This window comes from Maledivibacter halophilus (assembly GCF_900167445.1).
Classification (GTDB): Bacteria; Bacillota; Clostridia; order Peptostreptococcales; family Caminicellaceae; genus Maledivibacter; species Maledivibacter halophilus.
This window is the reverse complement of sequence record NZ_FUZT01000002.1, coordinates 1-25,044: the sequence shown is the minus strand read 5'-3', so window position 1 is coordinate 25,044 and position 25,044 is coordinate 1. Positions and strand designations below refer to the sequence as shown.

Here is a 25,044-nt window from a genome sequence, read left to right as displayed (position 1 = left end):
CTATAAAAATTAAAACAAAAAACTAGAGTCATTATCTATTTTATAGAAATAGATAATGCCTCTAGTTTTCTAGTCAGCATTTATTATATATAATTGTCTCTATATGATTATACATTTTTGATTCTGTAAAATTTGTCACATTTAGTCGTTTATATTAAAATATTTAATTTATTCACTAAATCCATTTCCCAGAACCTCTCTAACAGTTGAAGACATTGCAAAGGCATCTTTATCATATTTTTCAATCAAAACACCTCCATCGAAGATATATTAATTACTCAACTATCATTGTTCCTTTTTCCATAAATCTTTCATGCCAGGATAAAGCCTCCCCTAATATATGTGGGGTGTGACCATAGCTTTTTTCCTTTGCACGACTAAAATAATCCAAAAGCATTGGCTTAAAATCAGGATGGGCACAATTATTTATTATCTTCTCTGCCCTTTCCTTTGGACTTAATCCCCTCAAATCCGCAACTCCCTGCTCAGTAATTATGACCATGACATCATGCTCTGTATGATCATGGTGAGATACCATTGGAACAATTGAAGATATTTCTCCATTTTTAGCTGTAGATGACGTTGTAAAAATGGAAAGATATGCATTTCTAGTAAAATCTCCTGAACCACCAATTCCATTCATCATTCTAGAGCCCATTATATTGGTAGAATTCACATTACCATATATATCAGCTTCAATAGCTGTATTCATAGCTATAACTCCAAGGCGTCTAATTATTTCAGGATGATTGCTGATTTCCTGGGGCCTTAAAATAATTCTATCTCTATAAGTTTTGATATTTTCTTTGAATTTTTTTAATCCCTCTATCGATGGTGTTATAGCAGTTCCTGAAGCGAACAGTACTTTATTAGTATCTATAAGATCTAACATAGAATCCTGTATAACCTCTGTATAACAAACCAAATTTTCAAATTCCGATTTCCCCAGCCCCGCTAAAACTGCATTGGCCACACTTCCTACACCAGATTGAAGGGGTAAAAGTTCATTTGTCAATCTCCCTAATTCAACTTCCTTTTTAAGAAAATTAATTAGGTTTTCTGATATTTTCTCAGATGTTTCATCAATTGGTGATAACGAACGAACATTATCTTCTATATCTGTAATTACTATGGCAGCTATTTTATCTAAACCACAGGGAATGTAATCAGTTCCTATTCTATCATTTGGTAGCACAATGGGTAATGGCCTTTTATATGGAGGGTTTTGTGGAATACAAATATCAGCCATTCCTTCTAATTCCAAGGGTTGACTGGTGTTGATTTCTACGATTACTTTATCTGCCATCTTTACATAGGTAGGAGATGCTCCAATCGATGTAGATGGGATTATATGACCTTCTTTAGTAATTGCAACAGCTTCTATAATGGCAATATCTATCTTTCCTAAAAAACCTAATTTTACGTAGTTGGGAACATGACTAAGATGCATATCTAAAAATTCACATCTTCCTTTATTAGTATGATCCCTAAGGCTCTCATTGGTCTGATAGGGTAATCTCTTTTTTATAATATCCGCTCTAGCCCAGGAACCATCTAGTTCGTCTCCTACAGAAGCACCTGTATAAAGATTTATTTTTATTTTTTCTTTATTTTCTTTACATATTTCTGCCAGGGCAAGGGGTACTGCCTTCGGGTATCCTGAAGGGGTAAAACCACTAGCTGCGACATTCATATTATCCTTTATCAACATTGCAGCTTCCTTAGCACTGCACACCCTTTTTAAAAGCTTTTTATTTCTAATCCTATTTGACATCATGGGTTTTCCTCCTTAAATTATAAAATGTGAATTTTGTAATTTTATCCTATAAACAATCTATGTATGAGTATACTAAAAATAATTTTTCCAATTAATGCAAAGGGGTAGGTAGCTCCATAACCGGCCATTACATCTTCACTATCAATAGAATCTATTGCTGATGTAAGTCCTGGAGTACTGGTCATACTACCGCAAAGAGCTCCTAATAAAATAATCCCATTTATTTTAAAAATATATCTACCTACTATAAAACCCATCAATATAGATATTGTAGAACAAACTAAGGCTAGTCCTAATAATTCCCCTCCCCTGTCTCCAATTGTTGTTATAGTTGAATATCCATATCTTAAACCAACAATCGCCAAAAAAATTGAAAGGGATAATTCCCTTATGGCCATTAAGATTTTAGGGTTCATACGAAAATTCATAAATCCTATTTTCCCTATATGCCCTAAAATTAAGCCTGCTATTAAAACTCCACCAGCAGTTCCAAAACTTAAATATTTAATTACTGGCCCCATATAAATTCTTATTTGTCCCATAAAAGAACCTAATATACATATAAATAGAAATGAAAGAACTTCAAAATCAATTCTATCTAAATCATTTTTTTCTTTTTCCTTTCTCATTTCATAATTAAATCGTCTTTTCTCTTTTTTTATATCAAGTTTAAATATAATAGGTAAAATTTGCATAGAAAGAGTTATTATTGCCACTCCTGGAATATAGCCTACGGCATAGCCAAGTCCAATCATAGCTTCAGCTTCCCTACCGACATTCGAAACTGATTCAAGAGCTGCTGCTAAACCAGGAGAACATGTTAATGCTCCTATGTAAACTCCTGCTACGGAATATATATTAAACTCTCTATTAAAGTAACTAGCTACATAACAAATTAAAGCTCCAGTAAATATGACACTAAAGCCTACTAAGATAAATTTAACACCATATTTTTTTATAACCTTTCCAATATCCTTTGAAGCTAATAATCCAACCGATGCTATAAAGCATATTAATACAAAATGGAATATTTCCTTTGGAATCATTCCATTTTCAAGGATTTTATTGATATGAAGAGGAATATTCTCTCCGCCCTCATAAGGTAGTATATATTTTCTATAAACAAACCAACCTATCACTAAGCCTGTAAACAAACCTCCAGAATTTCCTATTTTAATTCTTTTGATTTCTATTTTACCTATCAATAAACCTGATATAACTGACATAAATATTAGTATAAATGGATCTGTAATGAATTGGACATAATTGAAGTTCATTTCTATTTATCCTCCCTCGACTTATAACAAAACTATGTATAGTAAAACAATCTATAAATCTACCTTTGAATTTGTTTCACTATATTTACTTTACTTAAAAAACTTATAAAACACCCTTTTAATAAAAATAAAAGGGTGTTTTGTGCAAATAAAAATTAAAATAGACATGGCCATACTATCAAATTACTTGCCTCTAACACCTCCTCATCCTCGTGAGTAATTATGGTATTGTTCTTCATGGCAGGTCTCCTGACTTAGAATCATAATAAATCTATGCCTTCCCATTTCTTTTTAATAGGAATTCCAGTAAAAACTTTTATTTATACACATCAAAATACATATAAACTAAGTTTTACTAGGAACTCTATATAAGAAACAGTGGATCTATATAGATTTACTTCCCATTACAGTGGCGGGACCGTGTTGGAATTTCACCAAACTTCCCTTTTAAATCTCTGACTTAAATTAAATTTAAAATCAGAAATACCATAAAGCTTTGTATTTAGTTTTATTCAGCTTAATTTTAATTTATTTATCGATTTATGTCAACATCTAGGGTTGAAAAGTTTTTTGTATTGAAACTATTGTAATGTATAAAAAAGATATGCAAAAACGACTTTATTAAACCATTTTTCCATATCTCCTTTATTAAAATTAATTAAATGAGCAAATTGCATAATAACCTTTTGTAAAAACCCTCTAATATATAGTTTTAAAGGTTTCAAAGGAATACTATATATATTATACAATTCTGCCAAATAATAATTATATAATTTCTTTAAATTTAAAATTAATAAATCTTATAACAACCGTTTATTCGAAAAACTTTTTATACTCACCATATCCTTCTTTTTCAAGATCATCCTTATGGATAAATCTAAGGGCTGCACTATTGATACAATAGCGAAGTCCACCTTTTTCTAATGGTCCATCATTAAAAACATGGCCTAAATGAGAATCTCCTTCTTTACTTCTTACCTCTATCCTATGCATATTATGAGAAAAATCTGCCCTTTCTTTAATATTATTTCTATCAATGCCCTGGGTAAAGCTGGGCCATCCACAGCTTGAATCAAATTTATCCTTTGAACTAAATAGAGGTTCGCCACTTACTATATCAACATATATTCCTTCTTCTTTATGATCCCAATACTTCCCAGAAAAAGGAGCTTCTGTACCATTTTCTTGGGTAACATAATATTGCTCCTTAGTTAATTTTTTCTTTAAATCCTGTTTGTTTGATTTCCCTTTATTCATTGGTATCACTCCTCTTAATTATTATGGCTTCAATACCTATGAATTATATAGGATTTATTTTATTGGTGAAAGTTTTACTCCTTTAGGAATTGGACAAATATAAGTTTCACCATCAAGCTTTTCCTTTAGCTCTTTTTTTGCATTTTCAATAATTTTAGGATTTGTTAGGATATCTAAAGCTGTCATAGCCATAACCTTACCTGCTGTAACCAATCCTTTATGGGCTAAACTACTTGCTCCCTGGGCTACCATCTGCCAAGAATGAGCTGGAGTTCCTAAAGCATAACATGCTGCAAAGACTTGGGCTGTTGGAACAATCCAACTTACATCCCCAACATCGGTTGAGCCAATATTTACATTAGATGAATCAGAATATGGAAGTATTATATCACATAAATCTTTTCTTTCTAACTCCTTTAATATTTCTGAAGTACTTTTTTCTCCCATAAGTTTCTTTGCCATTTGCAAATCATTATTCTTATCGGAATCTGATAATGTCGCTCTTATTTCTCTAGCAAATTTTATCTCTTTTTCATCAAAATCAAAAGTGCCTAATTCTTTATAATTTTCATACATAAGTTTTTCAATAGTATTATTTGGAATATAGTTTGAACAGGCCTTGTCAAAGATAATGTCACATTTTGTACCGGTCATCATGGCTGCTCCCTTTGCTATATCGCATACTCTTTTATAAATTTCATCTACCTCAGACACCTTTGGGGCTCTAATAAGATATATAACCTCAGCTTGAGCTTGAACTACATTTGGAGAGGTCCCTCCAGTATTTGTAACTGCATAATGAATACGAGCCTCAGGGATAATATGCTCTCTTAAATAATTTACTCCTACATTCATCAATTCAACAGCATCTAAAGCACTTCGGCCTAAGTGAGGAGCTGCTGCTGCATGGGAACTTTTCCCATGGAATTTATAGTATACTTGATAGTTTGCAAGGGTATTAACATTCATAATCCCATTATATGTTCCGGGGTGCCATGTTATTGCAACATCTATATCTTCAAAAACTCCTTCCCGGGCCATAAAGGTTTTTCCTGAACCCCCTTCTTCGCCTGGACATCCATAAAAACAAATAGTTCCTTCAATATTATTTTCTACTATATAATCTTTAATTGCTACAGCGGCTAAAAGAGATGCTGCTCCCAATATATTATGCCCACATCCGTGACCATTGCCTCCTGCTATTACAGGTGCTTCCTCCGATATACCACTTTTTTGACTTAAGCCTGATAAAGCATCATACTCACCGAGAATACCAATCACTGGATATCCACTTCCATAGCACCCTTTAACGGCTGTTGGAATATCAGCAATTTCTCTTTTGACATCAAATCCCTCATCCTCTAAAGCCTTAGATAAAAGCTCTACAGATTTAAATTCTTCAAAGCGTGTTTCTGCATATTCCCAAATTTTATCACTAATCTCTGTAAAAATATCTTTCTTTTGATCTATCACTTCCAATATTCTTTTCTTGTCAATCATTACAACACCCCTTTAATTATGATTAAAATATTTTAGTAATAATATAGATTTCTCATAGCAAAACTTAATTTATACATATAAAATTTCCAGTATTTTTAGGGATTTTTGATATGTATAAATTAACTGTTTTGCTAGAATATCTATATAGAGTTCATAATAAAACTCAATTTATGCATAATAAAAATCCGGAATATTGATATTTTAAGATAAGATGCTTAAATTAAAGCTTAGAATTATTTCACTATATTTTATTTCAAAATTTAATACTCTATGCTTTTACATGAAAATACTTGCTCCAGGTCCTAAAGGAAGTTTAAATATAAACCAAACTGCTATTTGTAATATCCAAATCAACCCAAATCCAATTGTATATGGTAACAATAAGGAAAAAAGTGTACCTAATCCAGCATCCTTTTTATATTTCTGCATAAATCCAAGAACAATAGCTATATACGGAAACAATGGTGAAATAGCATTTGTTGTGGAATCACCAATTCTATAGGCAATCTGTGCAAATTCTGGAGAATAGCCCAGCATCATAAACATAGGAACAAAAACCGGTGAAAGAAGAGCCCACTTAGCTGATCCGCTGCCTAAAAAGAGATTTATAAACATAGTTATAAATAATACACCTATAACCATTGGTAATCCAGTAAAATTAGTAGCCTTCATTAAGTTTGCCATATTTACTGCTAAAACAAGTCCAAGGTTCGTCCAGTTAAAAAAGTTAACAAATTGAGCTATAACAAATACAATTACTATATATGAAGCCATTCCTGCCATTGCCTTTGACATCAATTTAGGTATATCAGCAGACTGTTTTATAGTTCCAGCTTTTCTACCATAGCCTATACCCACAGCAATAAACCAAAATAGAATAAAAGGAATAATCCCCTTTATAAATGTTCCACTTATAATTCCCCCATCATCAGCTCTTAGAACAGAATTTTTTGGTATCAAAGCTATAATAATTATTCCCCAATATATTAAAGTAATTAATCCAGCTCTTCTTAATCCCTTACTTTCAGACTCTGATAACTGATACTCATTGATATCTGTCTGAATGTTTTCATCTGCAATATATTCACCTGCTTGTTTTTCTACATACCTTTTTGTAATCCATGTACCAACTATTGATAATAATATGGTAGAAACAAACATAAAATAATAATTTACTAGTGGTGATACAGTGATACTTGGATCTATAATATGGGCTGCTTCTTCTGTAATCCCAGCTAAAAGGGCATCAGTTCCAGCAATTAATAGATTTGCTGTAAAACCTGCACAAGCTGCTGCATATCCTGCCGCAACCCCAACTATAGGATTCTTTTTAGCTCCATAAAAAATGGCTCCGGCCAATGGTGGAACTATAATTATGGAAGCATCTGAAGCTATATTTCCACATATACCTATTAGGAAAATAGACATTATCAACAGCTTTTCAGGAGCCCCTAAAATAAATTTCCTCATAAAGGCACTCATTAGCCCCGCTTGTTCAGCCAAGCCAATACCAATCATCATTGACAATACTAATCCCAAAGGTCTAAAGCTTGTAAAGTTATTAAGAAGATTTAGTATCATATATCTAATACCTTCTCTACTTAATAAATTTTTTACAACAACTATTTCATCTTTTACAGGATGTTTAACCTGTATACCAATTTTCGATAAGATTAAAGATAAAAATATTACTATTGCAACTAATCCAACAAAAAGGAAGAATGGGTGAGGTAATTTATTACCTACTATCTCTACCTTTTTTAAGAACCTGTAAAGAAATGTCTGCTTTTTCATTTTTCCATTTTCCATTTAACACTACCCCCTTACTTTTATTTACAGACATAAATCCAAGAACATTTTTTCCTGCAGGACTTTCGGTCTTGTTTAGGATTTGTCTAATACTATTTTATCACATTTTTATAATAATTTCTTGCATTTTTTTAATTTTTTTCAATTTTCATTTTTCGACAAAAAAAGCTTATTTCAAAATAAGCTTTAGTTTTAATATATAAATTATTAATATATTGTACTATTCCTTATTTTAAAATAAGCCTCTACAGATATTATTTTTATGTCTCAAATTATATATTAATTTCATAAATCTTCCTTGGCCTTCCAGTCTTAGCCTTGCTTTCAGTATGCTTTACTTTTCCAAATCCAGACTTTACTAAAACATTAAGTATTCGCCTTGCACTCCTTGTACTGATTCCTAAATAACTGGAAACTACATTGGCATCCACAATATTTCTATCAATTTTTTCAATTAGCCCCCTTAATTTTGATATATATACAGGACTCAAAGAAGTCTTTTCTGCAAGTTCTCTTATTTCTTCATTCTTCCCTGAGGACATGTCATAGGTAAATCTTTTATCTTCTTCATTTGAAAAGGGTCCTGAAACATTACTAGATTCATCCATTATAAAAGTACAATTATAGTTTCTTTTTATAGAATGGCTTAAAGCTATCCTTGCATTAATTTCTGATTCATATACAGTGTTTCCAAAACCAATACCTGAAGATAATATAATCTTAGAATCTTCCTCAATATAAATTTCACTATGGAAATTAAATATATTGTAGATATTTTCTATTGACCCCCTATTTGTAAATATAAGGTATTCATCCCTTCCAAGGGGAAACAGGGACCCAAAGTTATCGCGAGTATACTTAATAAGTTTACTTTCCAATTTATTTTTTATCATCATAAATTCATAATCTGAAGAAAAGCTTTCTCCTCGATTTCTTATCTTTACTATTTGAACCGCAGTCTGAGACTGTTGTACCTTTTTTACTTTTCCAAGCAATATGGCTTTATTAATATATTCCCTGATTAAAGGCTTTGTAGGATATAATTTGTAAACAGGCATTCCTCTATCTTTTAGCATATAAAATATATTTGTAAATCCCGTCACAGCAGCACTTATCTTCCCATCCTTCCAAAGATTATAGTGAAAATCAGCCAATTCTTTATGTTCAAATTTAAAAGAATGGTCAAAATCATAGTTATAAATTTTTTCAAAATCAACCTCTAATTCTTCCATGGTCTCCACAACTTCTTCAGTTGACAAAATTTCTGTACTTATTCTTTTAATATCAATATTATCATCTCTCATTTTCCAAAGCACTTTATAAAGGCTTGTCCCTTTTCTTGGAACATAAACTGAAGGTTTTTTTATAACCCCTGCATTTAAGGCTATTGTATAAGGTGCCTCCCCTGAAAAAATAATTGCATCTGAATTTTTCTGAATCTCTTTTGTATACTCAATAGTTTGAGACTTATCTTTATATTTAAAGGGCATAAATTCTGCTTTCCCTTCAAATTCCTTAGTAACTTCCAATATTCTGTCTACTGTGTCTTCAGAACCAATTACAGCTATTTTTAAATTCAACTTTTCAACACATCCTTTGATCTTTATATAATTAGCATATAGCTATGCTTATATACTGTCAACAATATAAAATATTAAAAATAAAAAAACAGATGGTTCTTATTAAAACCATCTGTTTTCAATATATAAAGCTTCATTGCCTTGGTTCTGGAGCCAATATGGCTTCTAATTCTGGAGTTTCACCAACTAATCCAACAGCATAAACAGTATAATAATTATTAGGCTTCAATCGAACATCTGGAATTGTTAAAACTACATCATCGCTTCCTGTAGGTTGCACCTGGAAAGTATAGGTGCCAGAAGGAATACAAACATAATCTGTAATATCCTTATAACCTACATTATTAAATACCTTACTGCCATTGGATAATACTATATCCACAGCTGGAGCATTTGGAGATAAATGAATAAATCTAATACATGGTCTGCCAAAATTTTGTCCAGTATAGGGCTCAGGTATAGGATATAAACTTATATTAGGAAGCTCTCCAACAACCGCTGCATTAAAAATTGTTCCTTGGGGAATATATAAATCTGTATTTAAAACTTCATTTGTAGTATTACCTGCTGGATAGATTTGAATGTTATAATTTCCTGGAGCAACCGGTAGATATTTCGAGAAATTTTTATATGAAAGATTCTGTACAATAAGGTCTCCATTAGCATAAATATCTACAGCTGGCGCATTAGGTGAAGCATGAAATAATCTTATATAAGAATTTGGTGTAGTTCTCCTACATGCTCTTTGTAAATTCATAGGCATATACGGATAATATGGTATCATTTCTTTTCCCCTTCCATTTCCTAGATACTATTACAATATGAAGATATATGAAATTTGTGAATATAATAATTTTATAAATTCTTATATATTTCTCTCATCAAAGTTAAAATGCTGGGTTTTTTTACCCAGCATTTAGTAAAATCTAAACATATTAAATAGTTCTTATAAGAAATAATTATAGAATTTCCTTAAATAATTGATGAAATTGCATAACAGATGTAAAGAATTTTAAAATTAATAATGTTAATTATGCAAGTTTATCAATTAATTGGCTTCAGCCATTTTTCTATTGTTCTTTTCAATAGTTTTTTCTTCTAGTTTTGAAACAAATACAGTTCCTGCTAAGTCTCCCAAGCAGTTATTAGTAGTTGTTCCCATATCGAATAAACGATAGAATGCAGCAATAATACCAACGATTTCAGTTGGAAGTCCAAAGGCTTGAACCATAACAAGCAATTTAACAATACCACTTCCTGGAATTCCACCACCGCCAGTAGATAAAATTGCTGATAGGAATATAACTTTAAGCATAACACCTAGAGTAATTGGTACTCCTACTACTTGACTGATAAACACAATAACACTACCATATAATATTACACTACCATCATAATTCATTTGAGAACCTAAAGGAATAGTAAAACCGGATATTCTTTCAGGAACACCAAATTTTTCTTTAGCCACTTTAATATTTATGGGGATGGAAGCCACACTACTACATGTAGAAATTGTATAAATCCATAATTCAGCACTATCTTTTATAAACTTAATGGGATTAATTCCTGCTGTTAACCATACTACTCCACCGTAAACCAAGATTATTTGAACAATACAAGCCAGATAATAGGTACCTGCTAGGGTTGCCATACTAGTAAAAATACTTGCACCATATTTGCCAAATGAATCGGCCATCAAGAAAAATACTCCTATTGGTGATGCAATCATAATCATTCCAATAAGTGAAAAAACCATTTCCCCAAGTGCATTAAATCCGTTAACTACAGTTGTTTTGAACTTTTCATTTTTCATTCTTAAAATTGCAATTCCTATCATAACAGAAATGATTAGGGTCTGTAAAATATTACCTTCTGAAAAGGTCTTAAACATATTTGCTGAAAACATACTTGTAAAAAAATCTGCAACGGTAATATCAGTAGAACCAGTGATTTCCTTTGAAGCCAGTCCTGTAAAATTAGCTATTGTCCCAGGTTTAATAATTAAAGCCACAGTTAATCCTATGGCACAGGCAATCAGTGTGGAAAAAATATAATAAGCCATTATTCTTACACTAATACGTCCTAAAGACTTAACATCCTTTTGGGAAGTAATACCTGTAATAATAGTAACAATAACCATAGGTACAACAATCATCTTAATGCAATTAAGCCAAATTGTCCCAATGAACCCTAATTTGGTCATAGGTTCTCCGATAAGAAGTCCTAGAATAGCTCCTACAATCATAGCAAGAAAAACTTGTGTTGTTAAACCAATTTTCTTTCCACCTATCTTCATATAAACCCAACCTTTCATATATTATTGATAATATTTTGCATACAATTTAAGTTATCAAAATTATATTAAACTATCTATATCCTTAATAATTTTTGCTGCAATAATTGTATCATTGCGACTAATTCCTCTATAAAAAACCAAACGAACTTTATTCCCTCCTAATACCGAACGAATTAATAGACCTTTTTCTTTTGCAATTGCACAATATTTTTCAGCAGTCAAACCGGTTTCTCTTATATCCAGCATAACTATATTTGTTTGTACATCCTTTTGAACCTTTGTTTTTTTTAAGTCTTTAAGATTGTCAACAACATATCTGGCGTTTTCATGATCTTGCTTTAATGTATCAATATTGTTCTGAAGAGCATATAGTCCTGGAGCTGCTATTATTCCAGCCTGTCTCATATTCCCCCCTAATAATTTTCTTTTTATTCTTGCTTTTTTTATAAAATCTTTATTTCCGCATAAAAGGGAACCAATAGGTGCACCTAATCCCTTAGATAAACAAAACATAACAGAATCTACGTACTTACATATATCCTCTGCTTTTACACCTAGACTTACTACAGCATTAAATAATCTTGCACCATCCATATGTACATGAACATTAAATTCTTTAGCAAGTTTATATATCTCTTTTAATTCTTCCAGATTAATACATGTACCACCAGCAAAATTATGGGGATTTTCTATGCATAAAAGTTTAATATTATTTTCATTTAATAAATTTCTAATATCATTTATATCTGGAGTTTTTCTTTTATTTAGTTTATAAGTAACAGGAATTAATTGTCCAAGACTTTTTTCAAATACAACTTTTTCACTTTTATAAATATGCTGTATTTCATCAACAAGAACTTTGTCATTTGGATTACAATAGGTTAATATAGCGGTTGTATTTGCTAAAGTTCCTGAAGAAAATAGTATAGATCCATCTTTTCCAGTCAGCTTAGCAGCAAAATCTTCAAGTTCATTTACAGTTAAATCTTCACCTCTTCCATTTTCATTTGTTCTTCCATCGTCACCAAGTTTAGCATGCAAAATTGTTTTTAACATTTCTTCTTCCGGCAGGCTTAAGGTATCGCTTCTTAAATCAATCATATGAATCCTCCTCGATGTCAAATTATATATAATACATAAGTTAACTCGTTGTGCTAGTTCCTATATGGGGAGTTTTAATATTTCCTAAGTTATATTTTAGAAAAAAATTTGATTTACTAGCACAACAGTTTAAATTAGATAGAGCAATAATTGTGCCATAATTCAAAATGTAAAATAAAAATAGCTTGAAACGCCTTTATACTAATAGTTATAAATTTAACACATCATAAGATAATATTTCTATTTCCGAACAATAAAAGTGTTGCTTATGTTTCAATCGAAACACAAGCAACACTTTTGCAACATTATTTAAATGCTATATTTCTTTATAAGTCTCCAAAGAGTGCTTCTATGTATCCCCAAATTATTAGCTGCCTTAGTTTTATTTCCCTTGGTAAACCCTAAAGCATTTTCTATTTCTTCTTTTGTAATACATGCTTTAGAGTTACTATATTTAGTTTCCCTTATCTCTTCGAAATCAGGTTCATAATCGGATATCATTTTATTTATTATATTTGCATTAATCATATCTACTGTATTTATTATGCTAAGTTTTTCAATAAAATTTCTAAGCTGTCTAATATTTCCCGGCCATTTATATGTTTGTAAAGCTTTTCTGGCATCTTTTGAGAAGCTAATTTCCTTATTTTTAGAATAATTTTCTAAAAATTCTTTTGCTAATTCATAAATATCTTCTTTTCTATCTCTAAGTGGAGGTATAACTAAAGTTAAAACATTTAATCTATAAAATAAATCATGCCTAAATTTATTTTCCGTAACCAAATCCTTGATCTCCCTATTTGTTGCAGATATTACACGCACATCTATAGGTATAATCTGGTCACCTCCAAGCCTCATTACTTTTCTTTCTTGCAAAATTCTTAAAAATCTTCCTTGTAATGTTAAAGGCATTTCACTTATTTCATCTAAAAAAATAGTACCTTTATGGGCCAATTCAAATAAGCCAGCTTTTCCATTTTTTTTAGCTCCTGTAAAGGCCCCCTCTTCATATCCGAATAATTCACTTTCTAAGATGCTTTCTGGAAGGGATGCACAGTTTAAAGCTACAAAGGGTCCAAATTTTCTTGAACTCATATTATGTATACTTTGAGCAAATAATTCCTTTCCAACTCCTGTTTCTCCCATTATTAATACAGTTGAATCTGCATCTGCAAATTTTTTAGCAATATTTATAGACTCCTTTATGGCCTTGCTCTTACCTTTTATATGATTGAATTCATATGTTGCATATAGTCCTTTACTCAATAATTTATTTCTTATTTTATATTCGCCCTTAGTAATTGTATTGCTATCGTTAAATGTGGCTATCCCTCCTATGACCTCATTATTATCAAGCTTTAAAGGAATAAAATTATAAAGAATATTTGTGCTTTTTAAACAAGTGGTTTCATGTAAAATCTCTTTTCCAGATTTCAAGACATTTAGCAAACCACCAAACTCTGGGAATACGTTTACAAGCGGGGTGCCGATAGGCTGCTTTTCATATTCTGGGATCAGCTGCAATGCTCTTTTATTTATTAAAGTTATTTTTCCTTCTTTATCAATGGCAACATAACCTTCCTTAGTATGATTCAATATTGCATTTAGCTCTTCATTTTTTCTAGTATTAAAGCGAATAGTTTCTAATATTACCTTTGCTTCATTATATGCATATTCCAATGACTTTTCACTTAAATCAATTCTAACATAATTCATATTAAGTTCTTTTGCTATATAAGTTTGAAGCAGACCACCTACTATTACATCTATCCCTTCATCTTTAAATTTTTGTATCTGCTTTTTCATTTCAATTTCATCATTTGCAAATCTTTGTTTTATATTAATATTTAATAGTGGATTTAATAGATCTAATCCTTTTAATAAATTGTTATAACCAATTACTCCAATATTTTTTCCTATTTTACTAGCCTTGAGTAAAGTCTTCATTATATCTTCAAAGGGAATTGGAATTTCAACAACTGGTAGATCAAGAGTGTTTCTTATTCTTATTCCAGTACCACCACGGGCCATAATAACCTTTATTCCATCGTCAACAACTTCTTGGGGTTTTTGAGGATCCCAAACTCGAATATCTACATTTTTACTTTCACCTAGTTTTTTAAATATTTTTTCTGCAAGTATTACAAAGTCTTCACTAAAAGCTGCATAGCATATATATTTCATGTTTTTCTCCCTTTGCTATTATCTATTTAGAACATTTGATATTTTTCTCCAAAATTTAGATATTTATTTTAAAACAATATAAACTATAATCTATATAATTTTTTCCCCCTTATATCTTTCTCCACCTGCCTTTGGCATTATTTTATAGCGCTCTGTCCATAGTGTCTTATATTTTAGTGCCTGGGCATGTATACTGTCCCACTGTTCATTTAAAGTCTTAATAACTTTACCCGGTACACCTACCACAAGGGAATTAGGTGGTATAATTTGATTTTCTCTGACTAATGCTCCTGCTGCAATTATACTCCCCTTGCCAACAACAGCACCATTTAACACAGTGGTACTCATACCAATGAGGCAATGTTCTTCAATAGTGCATCCATGTAAAGTCGCATTGTGGCCTACTGTAACAAAATCCCCTATAATAGTTGGAAATTTATCAGCAACATGTATAACACTATTATCCTGAATATTGGTATACCGCCCAATCTCAATACGATTTACATCCCCCCTTACAACTGTATTAAACCATATGCTAGCAAACTCCTTCATGGTAACATCACCAATTATTTTTGCACCATCAGCTACAAATGTTTTTTCATCCAGTACAGGTCTAATTCCTTCAAATTCTTTAATCATGTATGATTCCTTCTCCTTTCCTATTATAAAGCTTACTCTAATTTTTCCTAATTACAATATTGTATTCATTAATTTTATTATATAGCTGTCTGCTTGTAATCTGCAAAATCTCTGCAGTTTTATTTATATCAAAGTCATAGGATTCTAAAATCTTTATAATATGACTACGTTCAGCAAACTGCCTGACTTCCTTTAATGATTTCTTATTATTTAGAAATCTTGAATCTGAAAAAACATCATAACCACTAACATCTCTTAAGGTTAATTTATCGTTTTCAGCTATAACTACTAATCTTTCAATAATATTTCTCAATTCTCTTACATTGCCTGGATAATTATAATTTAATAAAACATTCATTAAATCTTCATCTAATCCCTTTACTTTCTTTTTTAAATCCTTTTGAGCTCTTTTTAAGAAAAAGTCAATAAGTATTGGCAAATCTTCTTTTCTTCGTCTAAGTGGAGGTATCTCCAGTATTACAGTACTAATTCTATAATATAAATCTTTTCTGAATCGACCTTTATAAATTTCACTTTTAATATCTTTATTTGTAGCACAAATCAATCTAAAATCAATTTTAATTGATTTATTATTTCCTATTCTTTCAATTTCCTTATTTTCAATATTTCTTAGAATTTTGATTTGAGTTGATGCTGGTATATCACCTATTTCATCAAGGAAAAGTGTACCTTTGTCAGAAGCTTCAAACCTACCTTTTCTCATATGATATGAGCCAGTAAAAGCTCCTTTTTCATGTCCATACAACTCGTCCTCCAGTAAAGAATCTGAGAAAGAATGACAGTTTACAGCCATAAATATTTCATTTTTACGGTTACTGCATTTATGAATAAATCTTGCAACAACCTCTTTCCCTACTCCTGATTCTCCTAGAATTAAAACATTAGAATCTGTTGTGGCAACTTTTTTAGCATATTTTATAGTCTTTTGAAAATCATGGTTTTTTGACTTTAATATATAATTTTGTTTTCCAATTTCATCTTTTAATAGATTATTCTGATCACTTAAGGATTTTATTTTAGATATTTTTTCAATATCAAATAATAATTCCTGAGGATTATTGCTTTTAATAAAATATGAAAAGGCTCCTTTTTTCATAGCCTCAACAGCATTCTTTACACTTCCAAAACCAGTAATTATAATACATTCAATTTTTTCATCAAATGTCTTTATATATTCCAAAAGCTGCATCCCGTCAATTCCATTCATTTTCATATCTGTTAGAACAACATCATAGTGATTTTTTTTAATCATATCAATTGCTATATTACCATTTTCAGCAATATCCGTTAGATATCCTTCTCTTTCAAGAATAACCCTAAGAAGATTTCGAAAATCCTTTTCATCATCTACTACCAAGAGTTTTAACTCTACTGCCATACATCTTCACTCCCATATGGAATATCAATAATAAAAGTAGTTCCTTCATTTCCTTCGCTAATCACCTTAATATTCCCATCTATTTTCTCAGTCTCTGAATAAGCTATATACAATCCTAAACCCGTTCCTTTGCCTATATCCTTAGTAGTATAAAAGGGATCAAATATCTTATCAAGCATTTCTTCTTCTATTCCTATTCCATTGTCCTTAATTTTAATCTCAATGTTTTTAACATTACAAAGGCATTGTATTTCTAATATTCCTCCTTCTTCCATGGCATCAATAGCATTATGAATCAGATTCATAAGGATGTGTTTTAATGATTCACTATTAATATATATCACTATATCTTCCTTGCAAAAAATATCCAGTTTAATATTTTGTTCATATAAAGGTTTATTATATAGATTTATTACTTCTCCAATCAAATCCTTAAGATTAGTCCATTCTTTTTTATCGTTAGTCAATCTTGAAGATTTTAATAGATTTCCAATAATCTTACTTGCTCTATCTACTGAATTATCTATTGCTTCTATTGCCATCGTCTTTAATTTATCTTTTTCCTTATATTCATCATGTAGAATAAAAGTAGAATTTCTAATTACTCCTAAAGGATTTCTTAGCTCATGGGCCATCCCCGCCGCCAACCGACCGATTGTTTCCATCTTATTGGAATGAATAAGCTTTTGCTCTTGAATTCTCATATTAGTAATATCGGAAATCATTATTAAAATATTCACTACCTGGGACTTGTTTCTTTCTAATGGATAAATTGAAACTTGAAATAGTCTTCCTCTGCTTTTAACTTCATATTTTTTTTGAATATCAAATTTATTACATTCATCATAACAAGTAAGTAATCTATATATTAAATTTTCATTTTGGTTTTCAAAATCCCAAAGCAGTAATATCTCCATAAATAAAGAATTTAAAATTAATTCTTTATCTCCTTCTAAGTATTTCAAAAATGGATTATTTATATTTTTTACTCTTAAATCCTTGCCTAAAACAATTAAAAAGTTTTCTATCCCATCAAAGGTTACTTCTAATTCATTCTTCATAATTTGCAATTCTTTAGTTCTAGAATCAACCAACAGTTTAAGGCTTCTATTCCAAAGATAAACTAAATATACAATAATCATGGAAAGAATCAAAAACATTAATAGATTAAGCTTTATTTTTTCATTAAATTTATTTTCACTTAAAAAAGTAGTATGACCTAACCATTTAATTTCTATTTTTCTGTCTATTCCCTTTCTTTTTATATTAAAAATAGCTTTATTTATAACTTTTATAAGGTCCTTTTGTTCTTTTGATACAGCTATAGCACATACATCATCATAAAATGGCTCTTCTATAATACGATAATCGCCCATGTAATGCAGTTCATTCATATAATATCTGATTCCCGGTTCATCTCCTACAACAGCATCAACCTCATTGTTATACAATAAATTCAAGGCTTCATAAAGATTATCTGCAAAAACAAAATTTGGATTAACTCCTTTTGAATTAATATATTCTATTGAATAATCTTTTTCCTGAACTGCAACTCTAATATTATCTAAATCATATAAATCATGAATTTTATTATTAAAATTTTTTACTACTATTAATCCCCTAAGTCTGTATATGGGATTAGAAAAAACAAAGGATTTGGCTCTTTCAGAAGAAGGAGTCATGTCACATAAATCAGTTCTGCCTTCCTCTAATGCTTCAAGGGCTTCATTCCACACCATAGGCTTAGAAATAATTGGAACGCCAAGCTCAATTGAGAGTGCATTTATATAGTCCACAACAAAACCCATATATTGTCTATTTTCTTCATAATACATACCAAGGGGAGGTTCATTTATATTTCCTCCATGGATCAATGGCTGATATTTATTAAGTATCTCAATTTCATCATTTGTAAGACCAGAAGATAGATTAATATATTCTAAAATATTTGCATTATGCTCTAATTCCAAATATTTATTAGCATATAATATAAAAAATATAAGTACTAATATAAAAAATATTATAAATCGTCTCTTCATTTAAATCTCCTTTAAAAAAAGAATCAGAGTTTTTCCTCTGATTTTAGTATATCTATTCTTTTTAATTTATTCAACTTTCAAATCATTTTGGGAAATCCTACAATCAAATATATTCATTTAACCCTTAACTAACTTTATCACTGGCTTTCGAGTCAGAATCTAGTTTTGCAACTGTCACTCCCACAAAACTCAGTGCGATAACTACAATTGGTGTAAGATAGTTAAATACCGCCCACTTGGCATACATAATTGTAGGAACTCCTAACACTCCATATAAAAATGCCCCACATGTATTCCAAGGAATTAAAGCAGAAGTCAATGTTCCAGCTGATTCCAAAGCATTTGACAATGTTTTAGGATGAAGCTTCCTATCAGCGTAAGCCTGAGCATACATTCTACCAGGTACAACAACTGAAATATATTGTTCAGGCATTGTCATATTGCTGCCTATACAAGTGGCTATTGTCAATGAAATTAATCCCGGAATACTCTTTACTTTACTAATTAACTTATTAACGATAACTTCAAGCTGACCAGTTTTTTCCATGATACCTCCAAACATCATTGCAATAATAGTCAATGAAATTGAATACATCATGCCTTCCAAGCCCCCGGCAGAAAGAAGTTCATCAATGGATTCAAGCCCAGTTTGACTTACATAACCACTGAAGCTAGAACTCAGTATATCACCAAAATTTGCTCCTTGATAAATTGGAGCCAATATTGCACCTAAAACTATTCCTATAAATATCCCTGGAATAGCAGGCATTTTCCTGGAAATAGAAACAATTACTACTATAGGGGGAATTAAAAGTAGAGGAGATATATTAAAAGAGTTTTTCATACCGTCCTTCATAATTTCTATACTAGTCATATCTACATTTACATTTCCATATCTAAAACCAATTATCAGGAAAAATACTAGAGTAATTCCATATGAAATAATTGTAGGTTTCATCATAAATTTCACATGGGTAAATACATCAGTTCCTGCCATTGCGGGGGCAAGGTTAGTTGTATCAGAAAGTGGAGACATTTTATCCCCAAAGTAAGCTCCTGATATAATAGCACCTGCAGCTATGGGTGCTGGAATTCCTAACCCTTGTGATACTCCCATCAGAGCTATACCTATTGTTCCAGCTGTGCCCCATGATGTTCCTGTTGCAAGGGAAGTTATAGAACAAATAATGACTGTTGCAAACAAGAAAATTTTAGGAGATAAAATTTGTAGTCCATAATAAATCATAGTTGGAACAACCCCTGCTAAAAGCCATACCCCTATTAATACACCAATAATTGCAAGAATAATAATGGCTTGTAGTGCTTGGCTTATTCCTTCAAACATGCTTTTTTCAATTTCTTTCCATGAATAACCGATTTTCAATGCAATTAGTGCAGCAAAAGCAGTACCTATAAGCATAGGTATATGGGGATCGGAACCAAATACTGCAATACCTATTCCCATTACTACAATTAAGAAAACAAAAGATAGTATAGCTTCATAAATATAAGGTTTTCTAGCTTTCAATTTACTTCCTCCTTTAATTTTTTTGCTTATTATCTTAAGCAAGCATTTCAAATTTATATACAAGCAAGAAAAATGCCAAAATTCATACTTTTTACTAAATTACCTTATATTGGGCTAATTCAAAGAATTTATAAACTTTCATTTATTAGATAAATAATTAAATAATTTGTATTTTTGAAAAAAATTTCAATTTAAATTGAAATTTTTTTCAAAATTCACAGCAAAATTCATTTCTGAATATTATGCTATAAATAATATATGAGGTGATATTGTGGATTATAATTATAAAAACTTGGTTTTTGAAGGAGGAGGAGTACTGGGAATAGCTTATTTAGGGGTGCTAGATTATTTGTACAATAAGGGTATATTACAAAATATAACAAAAGTGGCAGGAACATCGGCAGGAGCTATTACAACATGTTTAACCAGTTTTTCATTACCTTTTAATGAAATGAAAAAAATAGCTGATACATTAGATTATAAAAAAATCCCACAAAATGGTGAACATTCTGATTTGAAAATCATCCCTCATGCTATAAAAAAAGAAATAGAAAAAATATTTGGAGATATTGATTGTATATATAGATTAATAAAGAATTACGGGTGGTTTTCCAGTGAATATTTTTACAAATGGATAAAAAAACAAATTGCAGATCAATTTGATAGTTCTAAAAAACTTCCCCCCTATACATTTAAGGATTTTAAAACTCCTTATATTCATGTAAATCAGAGACCTTTTTTAGATTTATATATCATTGGTACAGATATATCTACTAACTCTTCAATGCTATTTTCCTATGAAACCACTCCTGATATGGAAGTGGCTGAAGCTGTTAGGATTTCTATGTCTATTCCTCTCTTTTTTGAATCAATAGAAATTAATAAAGATATGTCCTATAAAAATTCAATATCTCATGTATTTTCCGACGGTGGAATTATGCGAAATTATCCTATAAATTTATTTGATTCCAATTATTTTATGGACAATATAATTAATGGCATAAATATACAGACATTGGGAGCAAAGTTTATTAGTCAACCAAAATATAATGAAATAAATAATTTATTAGAATATATAGAAAATCTGTTCAAATCATTTATGAAGGTTCAAGAGGATATCTATAATCAAAGTCCTAAAGATAAAATGAGATCTATTGAAATCGATACAAAAAATGTATCTTCTACAAATTTTGATATAACTACCGGTGATAAAACATATAATTTTTTATATAATCAAGGTTATAAAGCAGCAAAAAAATATTTTCAAAATAGAATCTCTTTAAACAACTTTTATTAGGGACTGTTGGGAAATATAAAAGGAATCCTTAAAATGGAAAAAGACATTTTATCAAATCTAAGTAATTCAAAGATTTTGATAGAATGCCTTTTTGTTTAAAATCTACTTTTAATCAAAAATCTATATTCACCCACAGCCCTTCACTACTCTCTTAATTTAGGAAAAGTATTGGCCCCTTGGGGCATTAAATAGGTTTTTAGGTTTTTACCCTTGACTTTATAAGCCATTTTCAATGCTTCATCTGCAGTTTTAACTACATTTATATTGGCCATTGATACCGCCTTTGGAGCTAATTTAGATACTAATATAAATAAATGGTTCTCAGCTACTTCCGTTACATAATAACCTATATATTTGGCTATTGAATAATTTTCTCTTAATGCCCTTTCTCTATCCTCCAGGGAACTATAATTTTGTATTATTTCTCTTATTGGGTCATTTCCAAATCCATCACTACACTCACTTAAAATTATCATAACCCCATCTTTTTTTACTGCTTCTTTAGCATTTATTACTGTCTTTATTGTCTGATAGAAATTTATATCCTTTGGATATCCTCCTGCAGTGGCAATTACCATATCAGCCTTTTCATTAATGCTTACTCCATCTATTTCGTCTACTATTCTACATCCTTCTTCATGGGCCTTAATATAGTTTCCAGCCACAGCTCTAGTAATATTTCCCTTGGAATCCATAATAACATTAAATAGAAATGATGGCTTTACAAACTCTGCAGCCTCAAGCATATCCTCATGTATAGGATTATTTTTAACTTTACCACTTCTAGCCTCTGGATTAGATCCACTTCCCATTTCGGGATTAAGTGACATAGAATGATTTTTCATTATGGAATCATAGCTCGAAATTCCTGGCAGTATAGATTTTTTTCCTCCTCCCCATCCAGCTAATAGATGGAATACTATGGCTCCAGTAAGGATTATATGATCACAGCCCATAGCTATCCTATTAATCTCAACTGGAGTTCCAAAGGAGGTTTTACCTAGATAAACCAGATTCTCTTTATCTAAACAGTCATGGTCTATAACTTCAAATCTATCAGCCAATTTTTCTCCTAATAAAATATCATGTTCTTCTTTACTTTGTTTTCTATGAGATCCAGTAGCACTCAAAAATACAATATCTTCATCAGAAACTCCACCCTTATTTAATTCATCCACAATGTAATGAAGATATGCTCCCATTTTCTGCCATGCTCTAGTTATATCAGATATTACTATACATATCTTCTCTCCTTCATTTACTATATCACAAAGCTTAGGACTATCTATGGGATTTTCAAGTGCATTTAATATTACTTCTTCTTCAGATTTTTTATTATCTATTTTATTACTTTCTATAACTCCCATCAAATTTTCTTCATTTAAACAAAGATTAACTTTTTCTTTTCCATACTTCATTTTATACTCTTTCATAATCCTTTTTCCCTTCTAAATAAATATCATTTTAATTCTTATAGAATTTTTACAAATCAAGATAGAGATAATTATGCAATTTCTTCTATCAATTATGCTACTTCCTTAGTTCTATCAAGATCAACAGTTTTCACTGAATCTAATACAGCCACCAATAAGAAAGTTCCTATACAAGCTATCCACTCTAAATATATAACATGGGAGAATATTCTTATTTGTGGGAACAACTGCCATAAAACAAGAACTGATATACCTACTATCATTGTATAGAAGGCAGAATTTTTCCTGCATAAACCAGGTGCAAATATTGTAAAAAGAAATGTTACAGTAAAGGCTGTAGTTAAACTTAAAGCAACAAGTAATGTTTTTAGTATGCCAACAATTGTTAAAGATAATCCAAAGGTTAATAACCCTAAAAATATAACAGTAATCTTACTTATTATCATAAACTTATTATCATCTACATTTGGATTTATAAATCTCTTATAAATATCCTGGGAAAATAAAGTAGAAGTACCTAAAAGAAGATTACAAGCAGTAGAAACATCGGCTGCCCACAGGGCAGCTAAGGTTATACCTGCCATAATAGGATTTAAGGACATTATTATTTTAGGAAGTGCCATAGTTGCACTTATATCTGGATAAGCAACCTTTGCAGCTATTCCCATAAGAGCCGCTAAAAACCCTATAGGAATCATCATAAGTCCACCTATAATAAATCCTTTTTTAGCCTGCTTTTCGCTCTTTGCTCCACAAGCAATCTGAACAGTGGCTTGCAGCGACATAGTTTGTGTTACCATTACTGCACACCAACCCATTATAATTCCTAATCCTAATCCCTTTATTGGATGTAAGTATGCAACATCTGCAGGCAATTTTAAGGCTATATTATTTAATCCCCCTTGAGAAGTAAGAGTTGAGATAGCTGCAAATATAGTACCTACATATATTAAAGCCACATTTAAAATATTAGAAAGTCCTGCTGACCACATACCACCTATAAAAGTAATTCCTATAAAAACGACAGCACTCATAATCATTCCAGTCTTTAATGTAAATATATTCGGTAATAATGAAGCAAGTATAGCTCCTCCTGCAACATATTGCAAGGAAGTTATTACTAAAAGTATAACTATTTGACTAAGTACACAAATAATATGGCCCTTTACATCATAGAATCTTTCAAATAATTCAGGTACAGTGGATATATTAAGCTTTCTATATTTGGCAGCAGCAACTACTCCCATAACTATAGCTCCTAATCCCCATGCAACATTGTACCATCCAGCAGCTAAACCTACATTATAAGCTCTTTCTGCCACACCAATAGTCGATGCTCCACCTATGGCAAGGCCAGTAACAGTAACAGCTATTAGTGGAGTGGTAAGTTTTCTTCCGGCTAGTATAAAGTTCTCAGAACCCTTTGCAGCAAGTTTTCTGGCATAAATACTTATAGCAAATAATCCAATTATATAGCAAACAACAATTATTAATGGTAGATTCATTTTATTCACCTCTTAAAGTTTTGTAGGTTCCCAATAAGCTGTACACACCTATTTAGGATTTTTGGGTGACATGTCATAAATAAAGATGTTTTAAATCTTATATATATCGAGTAGCTAGAAAATAGGATAATTAATCCTATTTTCTTTGCTCTCACAGAACCGGACTTACGTTTGCCGTATCCGGCTCCTGAAATTTCTCGTAAACTAATAATAGTTCGACAACAATCCAACTTCGTATTTTGTTAAATCAATGAGTCCAAGTTCTTCAAACAGTTTGTTGGGAAGTAGCATGTGTATGATGTGAACATTTGAATTTTTCCACTTTGTAACTGCCATCTTCTCCCCACTGCCTTTGATTCCTTGTTTTCTCATTTCTTTATGCATTGCCTTATATGTTTTCCATTGCTTCATCTTTATCATTCT

The 25,044-nt window shown here is 30.9% G+C and carries 16 protein-coding genes, 2 pseudogenes and 1 riboswitch; of the genes and pseudogenes, 1 reads left to right on the top strand and 17 read right to left on the bottom strand.

What is annotated here, in order from left to right; translation table 11 throughout:
• Positions 1-274: 274 nt before the first annotated feature.
• The 14 genes and pseudogenes from B5X81_RS04200 to nhaC all read right to left on the bottom strand — a co-directional run bounded on the left by B5X81_RS04200 (position 275) and on the right by nhaC (position 20,386).
• The gene (locus B5X81_RS04200) at positions 275-1,777 is read right to left on the bottom strand and encodes an acetyl-CoA hydrolase/transferase family protein (protein WP_079489639.1); all 1,503 of its coding nucleotides are present in this window, start codon (positions 1,775-1,777) and stop codon (positions 275-277) included.
• Positions 1,778-1,818: 41 nt separating this feature from the next.
• Positions 1,819-3,054: an aspartate-alanine antiporter-like transporter gene (locus tag B5X81_RS04195; RefSeq protein ID WP_079489637.1), complete on the bottom strand. Its 1,236-nt coding sequence runs from the start codon at positions 3,052-3,054 to the stop codon at positions 1,819-1,821.
• 222 nt (positions 3,055-3,276) lie between these two features.
• A riboswitch (cobalamin riboswitch) is annotated at positions 3,277-3,560 on the bottom strand.
• 307 nt (positions 3,561-3,867) lie between these two features.
• A pseudogene (msrB, locus tag B5X81_RS04190) lies at positions 3,868-4,293 on the bottom strand (peptide-methionine (R)-S-oxide reductase MsrB); the annotation flags it as partial.
• A 72-nt stretch (positions 4,294-4,365) separates the two neighbouring features.
• Positions 4,366-5,811 carry a M20 family metallopeptidase gene (locus B5X81_RS04185; RefSeq protein WP_079489634.1) on the bottom strand — a complete coding sequence of 482 codons (1,446 nt, stop codon included), beginning with the start codon at positions 5,809-5,811 and terminating at the stop codon, positions 4,366-4,368.
• 276 nt (positions 5,812-6,087) lie between these two features.
• Positions 6,088-7,620, bottom strand: a complete 1,533-nt coding sequence (locus tag B5X81_RS04180) for an AbgT family transporter (protein ID WP_079489633.1) — start codon at positions 7,618-7,620, stop codon at positions 6,088-6,090.
• Between the two features lie 272 nt (positions 7,621-7,892).
• On the bottom strand, positions 7,893-9,200 hold the full coding sequence (locus B5X81_RS04175) for a hypothetical protein (RefSeq protein ID WP_079489631.1): 1,308 nt from the start codon (positions 9,198-9,200) through the stop codon (positions 7,893-7,895).
• A gap of 133 nt (positions 9,201-9,333) precedes the next feature.
• The gene (locus B5X81_RS04170; RefSeq protein WP_244281998.1) at positions 9,334-9,984 is read right to left on the bottom strand and encodes a DUF4397 domain-containing protein; all 651 of its coding nucleotides are present in this window, start codon (positions 9,982-9,984) and stop codon (positions 9,334-9,336) included.
• A 264-nt stretch (positions 9,985-10,248) separates the two neighbouring features.
• Positions 10,249-11,496 (bottom strand): dicarboxylate/amino acid:cation symporter, encoded by a 1,248-nt coding sequence (locus B5X81_RS04165; protein ID WP_079489630.1) that lies wholly within the window; start codon positions 11,494-11,496, stop codon positions 10,249-10,251.
• A 60-nt stretch (positions 11,497-11,556) separates the two neighbouring features.
• Complete coding sequence (locus B5X81_RS04160) at positions 11,557-12,597, bottom strand: threonine aldolase family protein (protein ID WP_079489628.1); 1,041 nt, start codon at positions 12,595-12,597, stop codon at positions 11,557-11,559.
• A gap of 309 nt (positions 12,598-12,906) precedes the next feature.
• Positions 12,907-14,781: a sigma 54-interacting transcriptional regulator gene (locus B5X81_RS04155; RefSeq protein WP_079489627.1), complete on the bottom strand. Its 1,875-nt coding sequence runs from the start codon at positions 14,779-14,781 to the stop codon at positions 12,907-12,909.
• Between the two features lie 90 nt (positions 14,782-14,871).
• On the bottom strand, positions 14,872-15,420 hold the full coding sequence (locus tag B5X81_RS28335) for a gamma carbonic anhydrase family protein (protein ID WP_079489625.1): 549 nt from the start codon (positions 15,418-15,420) through the stop codon (positions 14,872-14,874).
• 37 nt (positions 15,421-15,457) lie between these two features.
• On the bottom strand, positions 15,458-16,819 hold the full coding sequence (locus tag B5X81_RS04145) for a sigma-54-dependent transcriptional regulator (RefSeq protein WP_079489624.1): 1,362 nt from the start codon (positions 16,817-16,819) through the stop codon (positions 15,458-15,460).
• Complete coding sequence (locus B5X81_RS04140; protein WP_079489622.1) at positions 16,810-18,858, bottom strand: ATP-binding protein; 2,049 nt, start codon at positions 18,856-18,858, stop codon at positions 16,810-16,812. The genes B5X81_RS04145 and B5X81_RS04140 overlap by 10 nt, the downstream gene beginning before the upstream one ends.
• A 124-nt stretch (positions 18,859-18,982) precedes the next feature.
• The gene (gene nhaC / locus B5X81_RS04135; protein WP_139380244.1) at positions 18,983-20,386 is read right to left on the bottom strand and encodes a Na+/H+ antiporter NhaC; all 1,404 of its coding nucleotides are present in this window, start codon (positions 20,384-20,386) and stop codon (positions 18,983-18,985) included.
• 271 nt (positions 20,387-20,657) lie between these two features.
• Between nhaC and B5X81_RS04130 the strand changes: the two genes are divergently transcribed.
• A complete protein-coding gene (locus tag B5X81_RS04130; protein ID WP_079489621.1) occupies positions 20,658-21,683 on the top strand; it encodes a patatin-like phospholipase family protein in 1,026 nt (341 codons plus the stop codon).
• 143 nt (positions 21,684-21,826) lie between these two features.
• Here B5X81_RS04130 and B5X81_RS04125 read toward each other — a convergent pair whose 3' ends face one another.
• The 3 genes and pseudogenes from B5X81_RS04125 to B5X81_RS04115 all read right to left on the bottom strand — a co-directional run.
• Positions 21,827-23,116: a lactate racemase domain-containing protein gene (locus tag B5X81_RS04125; RefSeq protein ID WP_079489619.1), complete on the bottom strand. Its 1,290-nt coding sequence runs from the start codon at positions 23,114-23,116 to the stop codon at positions 21,827-21,829.
• A gap of 92 nt (positions 23,117-23,208) precedes the next feature.
• Positions 23,209-24,621 carry a sodium:solute symporter family protein gene (locus B5X81_RS04120; RefSeq protein WP_079489618.1) on the bottom strand — a complete coding sequence of 471 codons (1,413 nt, stop codon included), beginning with the start codon at positions 24,619-24,621 and terminating at the stop codon, positions 23,209-23,211.
• Between the two features lie 204 nt (positions 24,622-24,825).
• A pseudogene (locus tag B5X81_RS04115) lies at positions 24,826-25,044 on the bottom strand (group II intron reverse transcriptase/maturase); the annotation flags it as partial.

What these genes read in the sequence shown, in the direction of transcription:
- B5X81_RS04200 (WP_079489639.1), bottom strand. Translation starts at nt 1,777, where the DNA reads ATGATGTCAAATAGGATTAGAAATAAAAAGCTTTTAAAAAGGGTGTGC.
- B5X81_RS04195 (WP_079489637.1), bottom strand. Translation starts at nt 3,054, where the DNA reads ATGAACTTCAATTATGTCCAATTCATTACAGATCCATTTATACTAATA.
- B5X81_RS04185 (WP_079489634.1), bottom strand. Translation starts at nt 5,811, where the DNA reads ATGATTGACAAGAAAAGAATATTGGAAGTGATAGATCAAAAGAAAGAT.
- B5X81_RS04180 (WP_079489633.1), bottom strand. Translation starts at nt 7,620, where the DNA reads ATGGAAAATGGAAAAATGAAAAAGCAGACATTTCTTTACAGGTTCTTA.
- B5X81_RS04170 (WP_244281998.1), bottom strand. Translation starts at nt 9,984, where the DNA reads ATGATACCATATTATCCGTATATGCCTATGAATTTACAAAGAGCATGT.
- B5X81_RS04165 (WP_079489630.1), bottom strand. Translation starts at nt 11,496, where the DNA reads ATGAAGATAGGTGGAAAGAAAATTGGTTTAACAACACAAGTTTTTCTT.
- B5X81_RS04160 (WP_079489628.1), bottom strand. Translation starts at nt 12,597, where the DNA reads ATGATTGATTTAAGAAGCGATACCTTAAGCCTGCCGGAAGAAGAAATG.
- B5X81_RS04155 (WP_079489627.1), bottom strand. Translation starts at nt 14,781, where the DNA reads ATGAAATATATATGCTATGCAGCTTTTAGTGAAGACTTTGTAATACTT.
- B5X81_RS28335 (WP_079489625.1), bottom strand. Translation starts at nt 15,420, where the DNA reads ATGATTAAAGAATTTGAAGGAATTAGACCTGTACTGGATGAAAAAACA.
- B5X81_RS04145 (WP_079489624.1), bottom strand. Translation starts at nt 16,819, where the DNA reads ATGGCAGTAGAGTTAAAACTCTTGGTAGTAGATGATGAAAAGGATTTT.
- B5X81_RS04140 (WP_079489622.1), bottom strand. Translation starts at nt 18,858, where the DNA reads ATGAAGAGACGATTTATAATATTTTTTATATTAGTACTTATATTTTTT.
- B5X81_RS04125 (WP_079489619.1), bottom strand. Translation starts at nt 23,116, where the DNA reads ATGAAAGAGTATAAAATGAAGTATGGAAAAGAAAAAGTTAATCTTTGT.
- B5X81_RS04120 (WP_079489618.1), bottom strand. Translation starts at nt 24,621, where the DNA reads ATGAATCTACCATTAATAATTGTTGTTTGCTATATAATTGGATTATTT.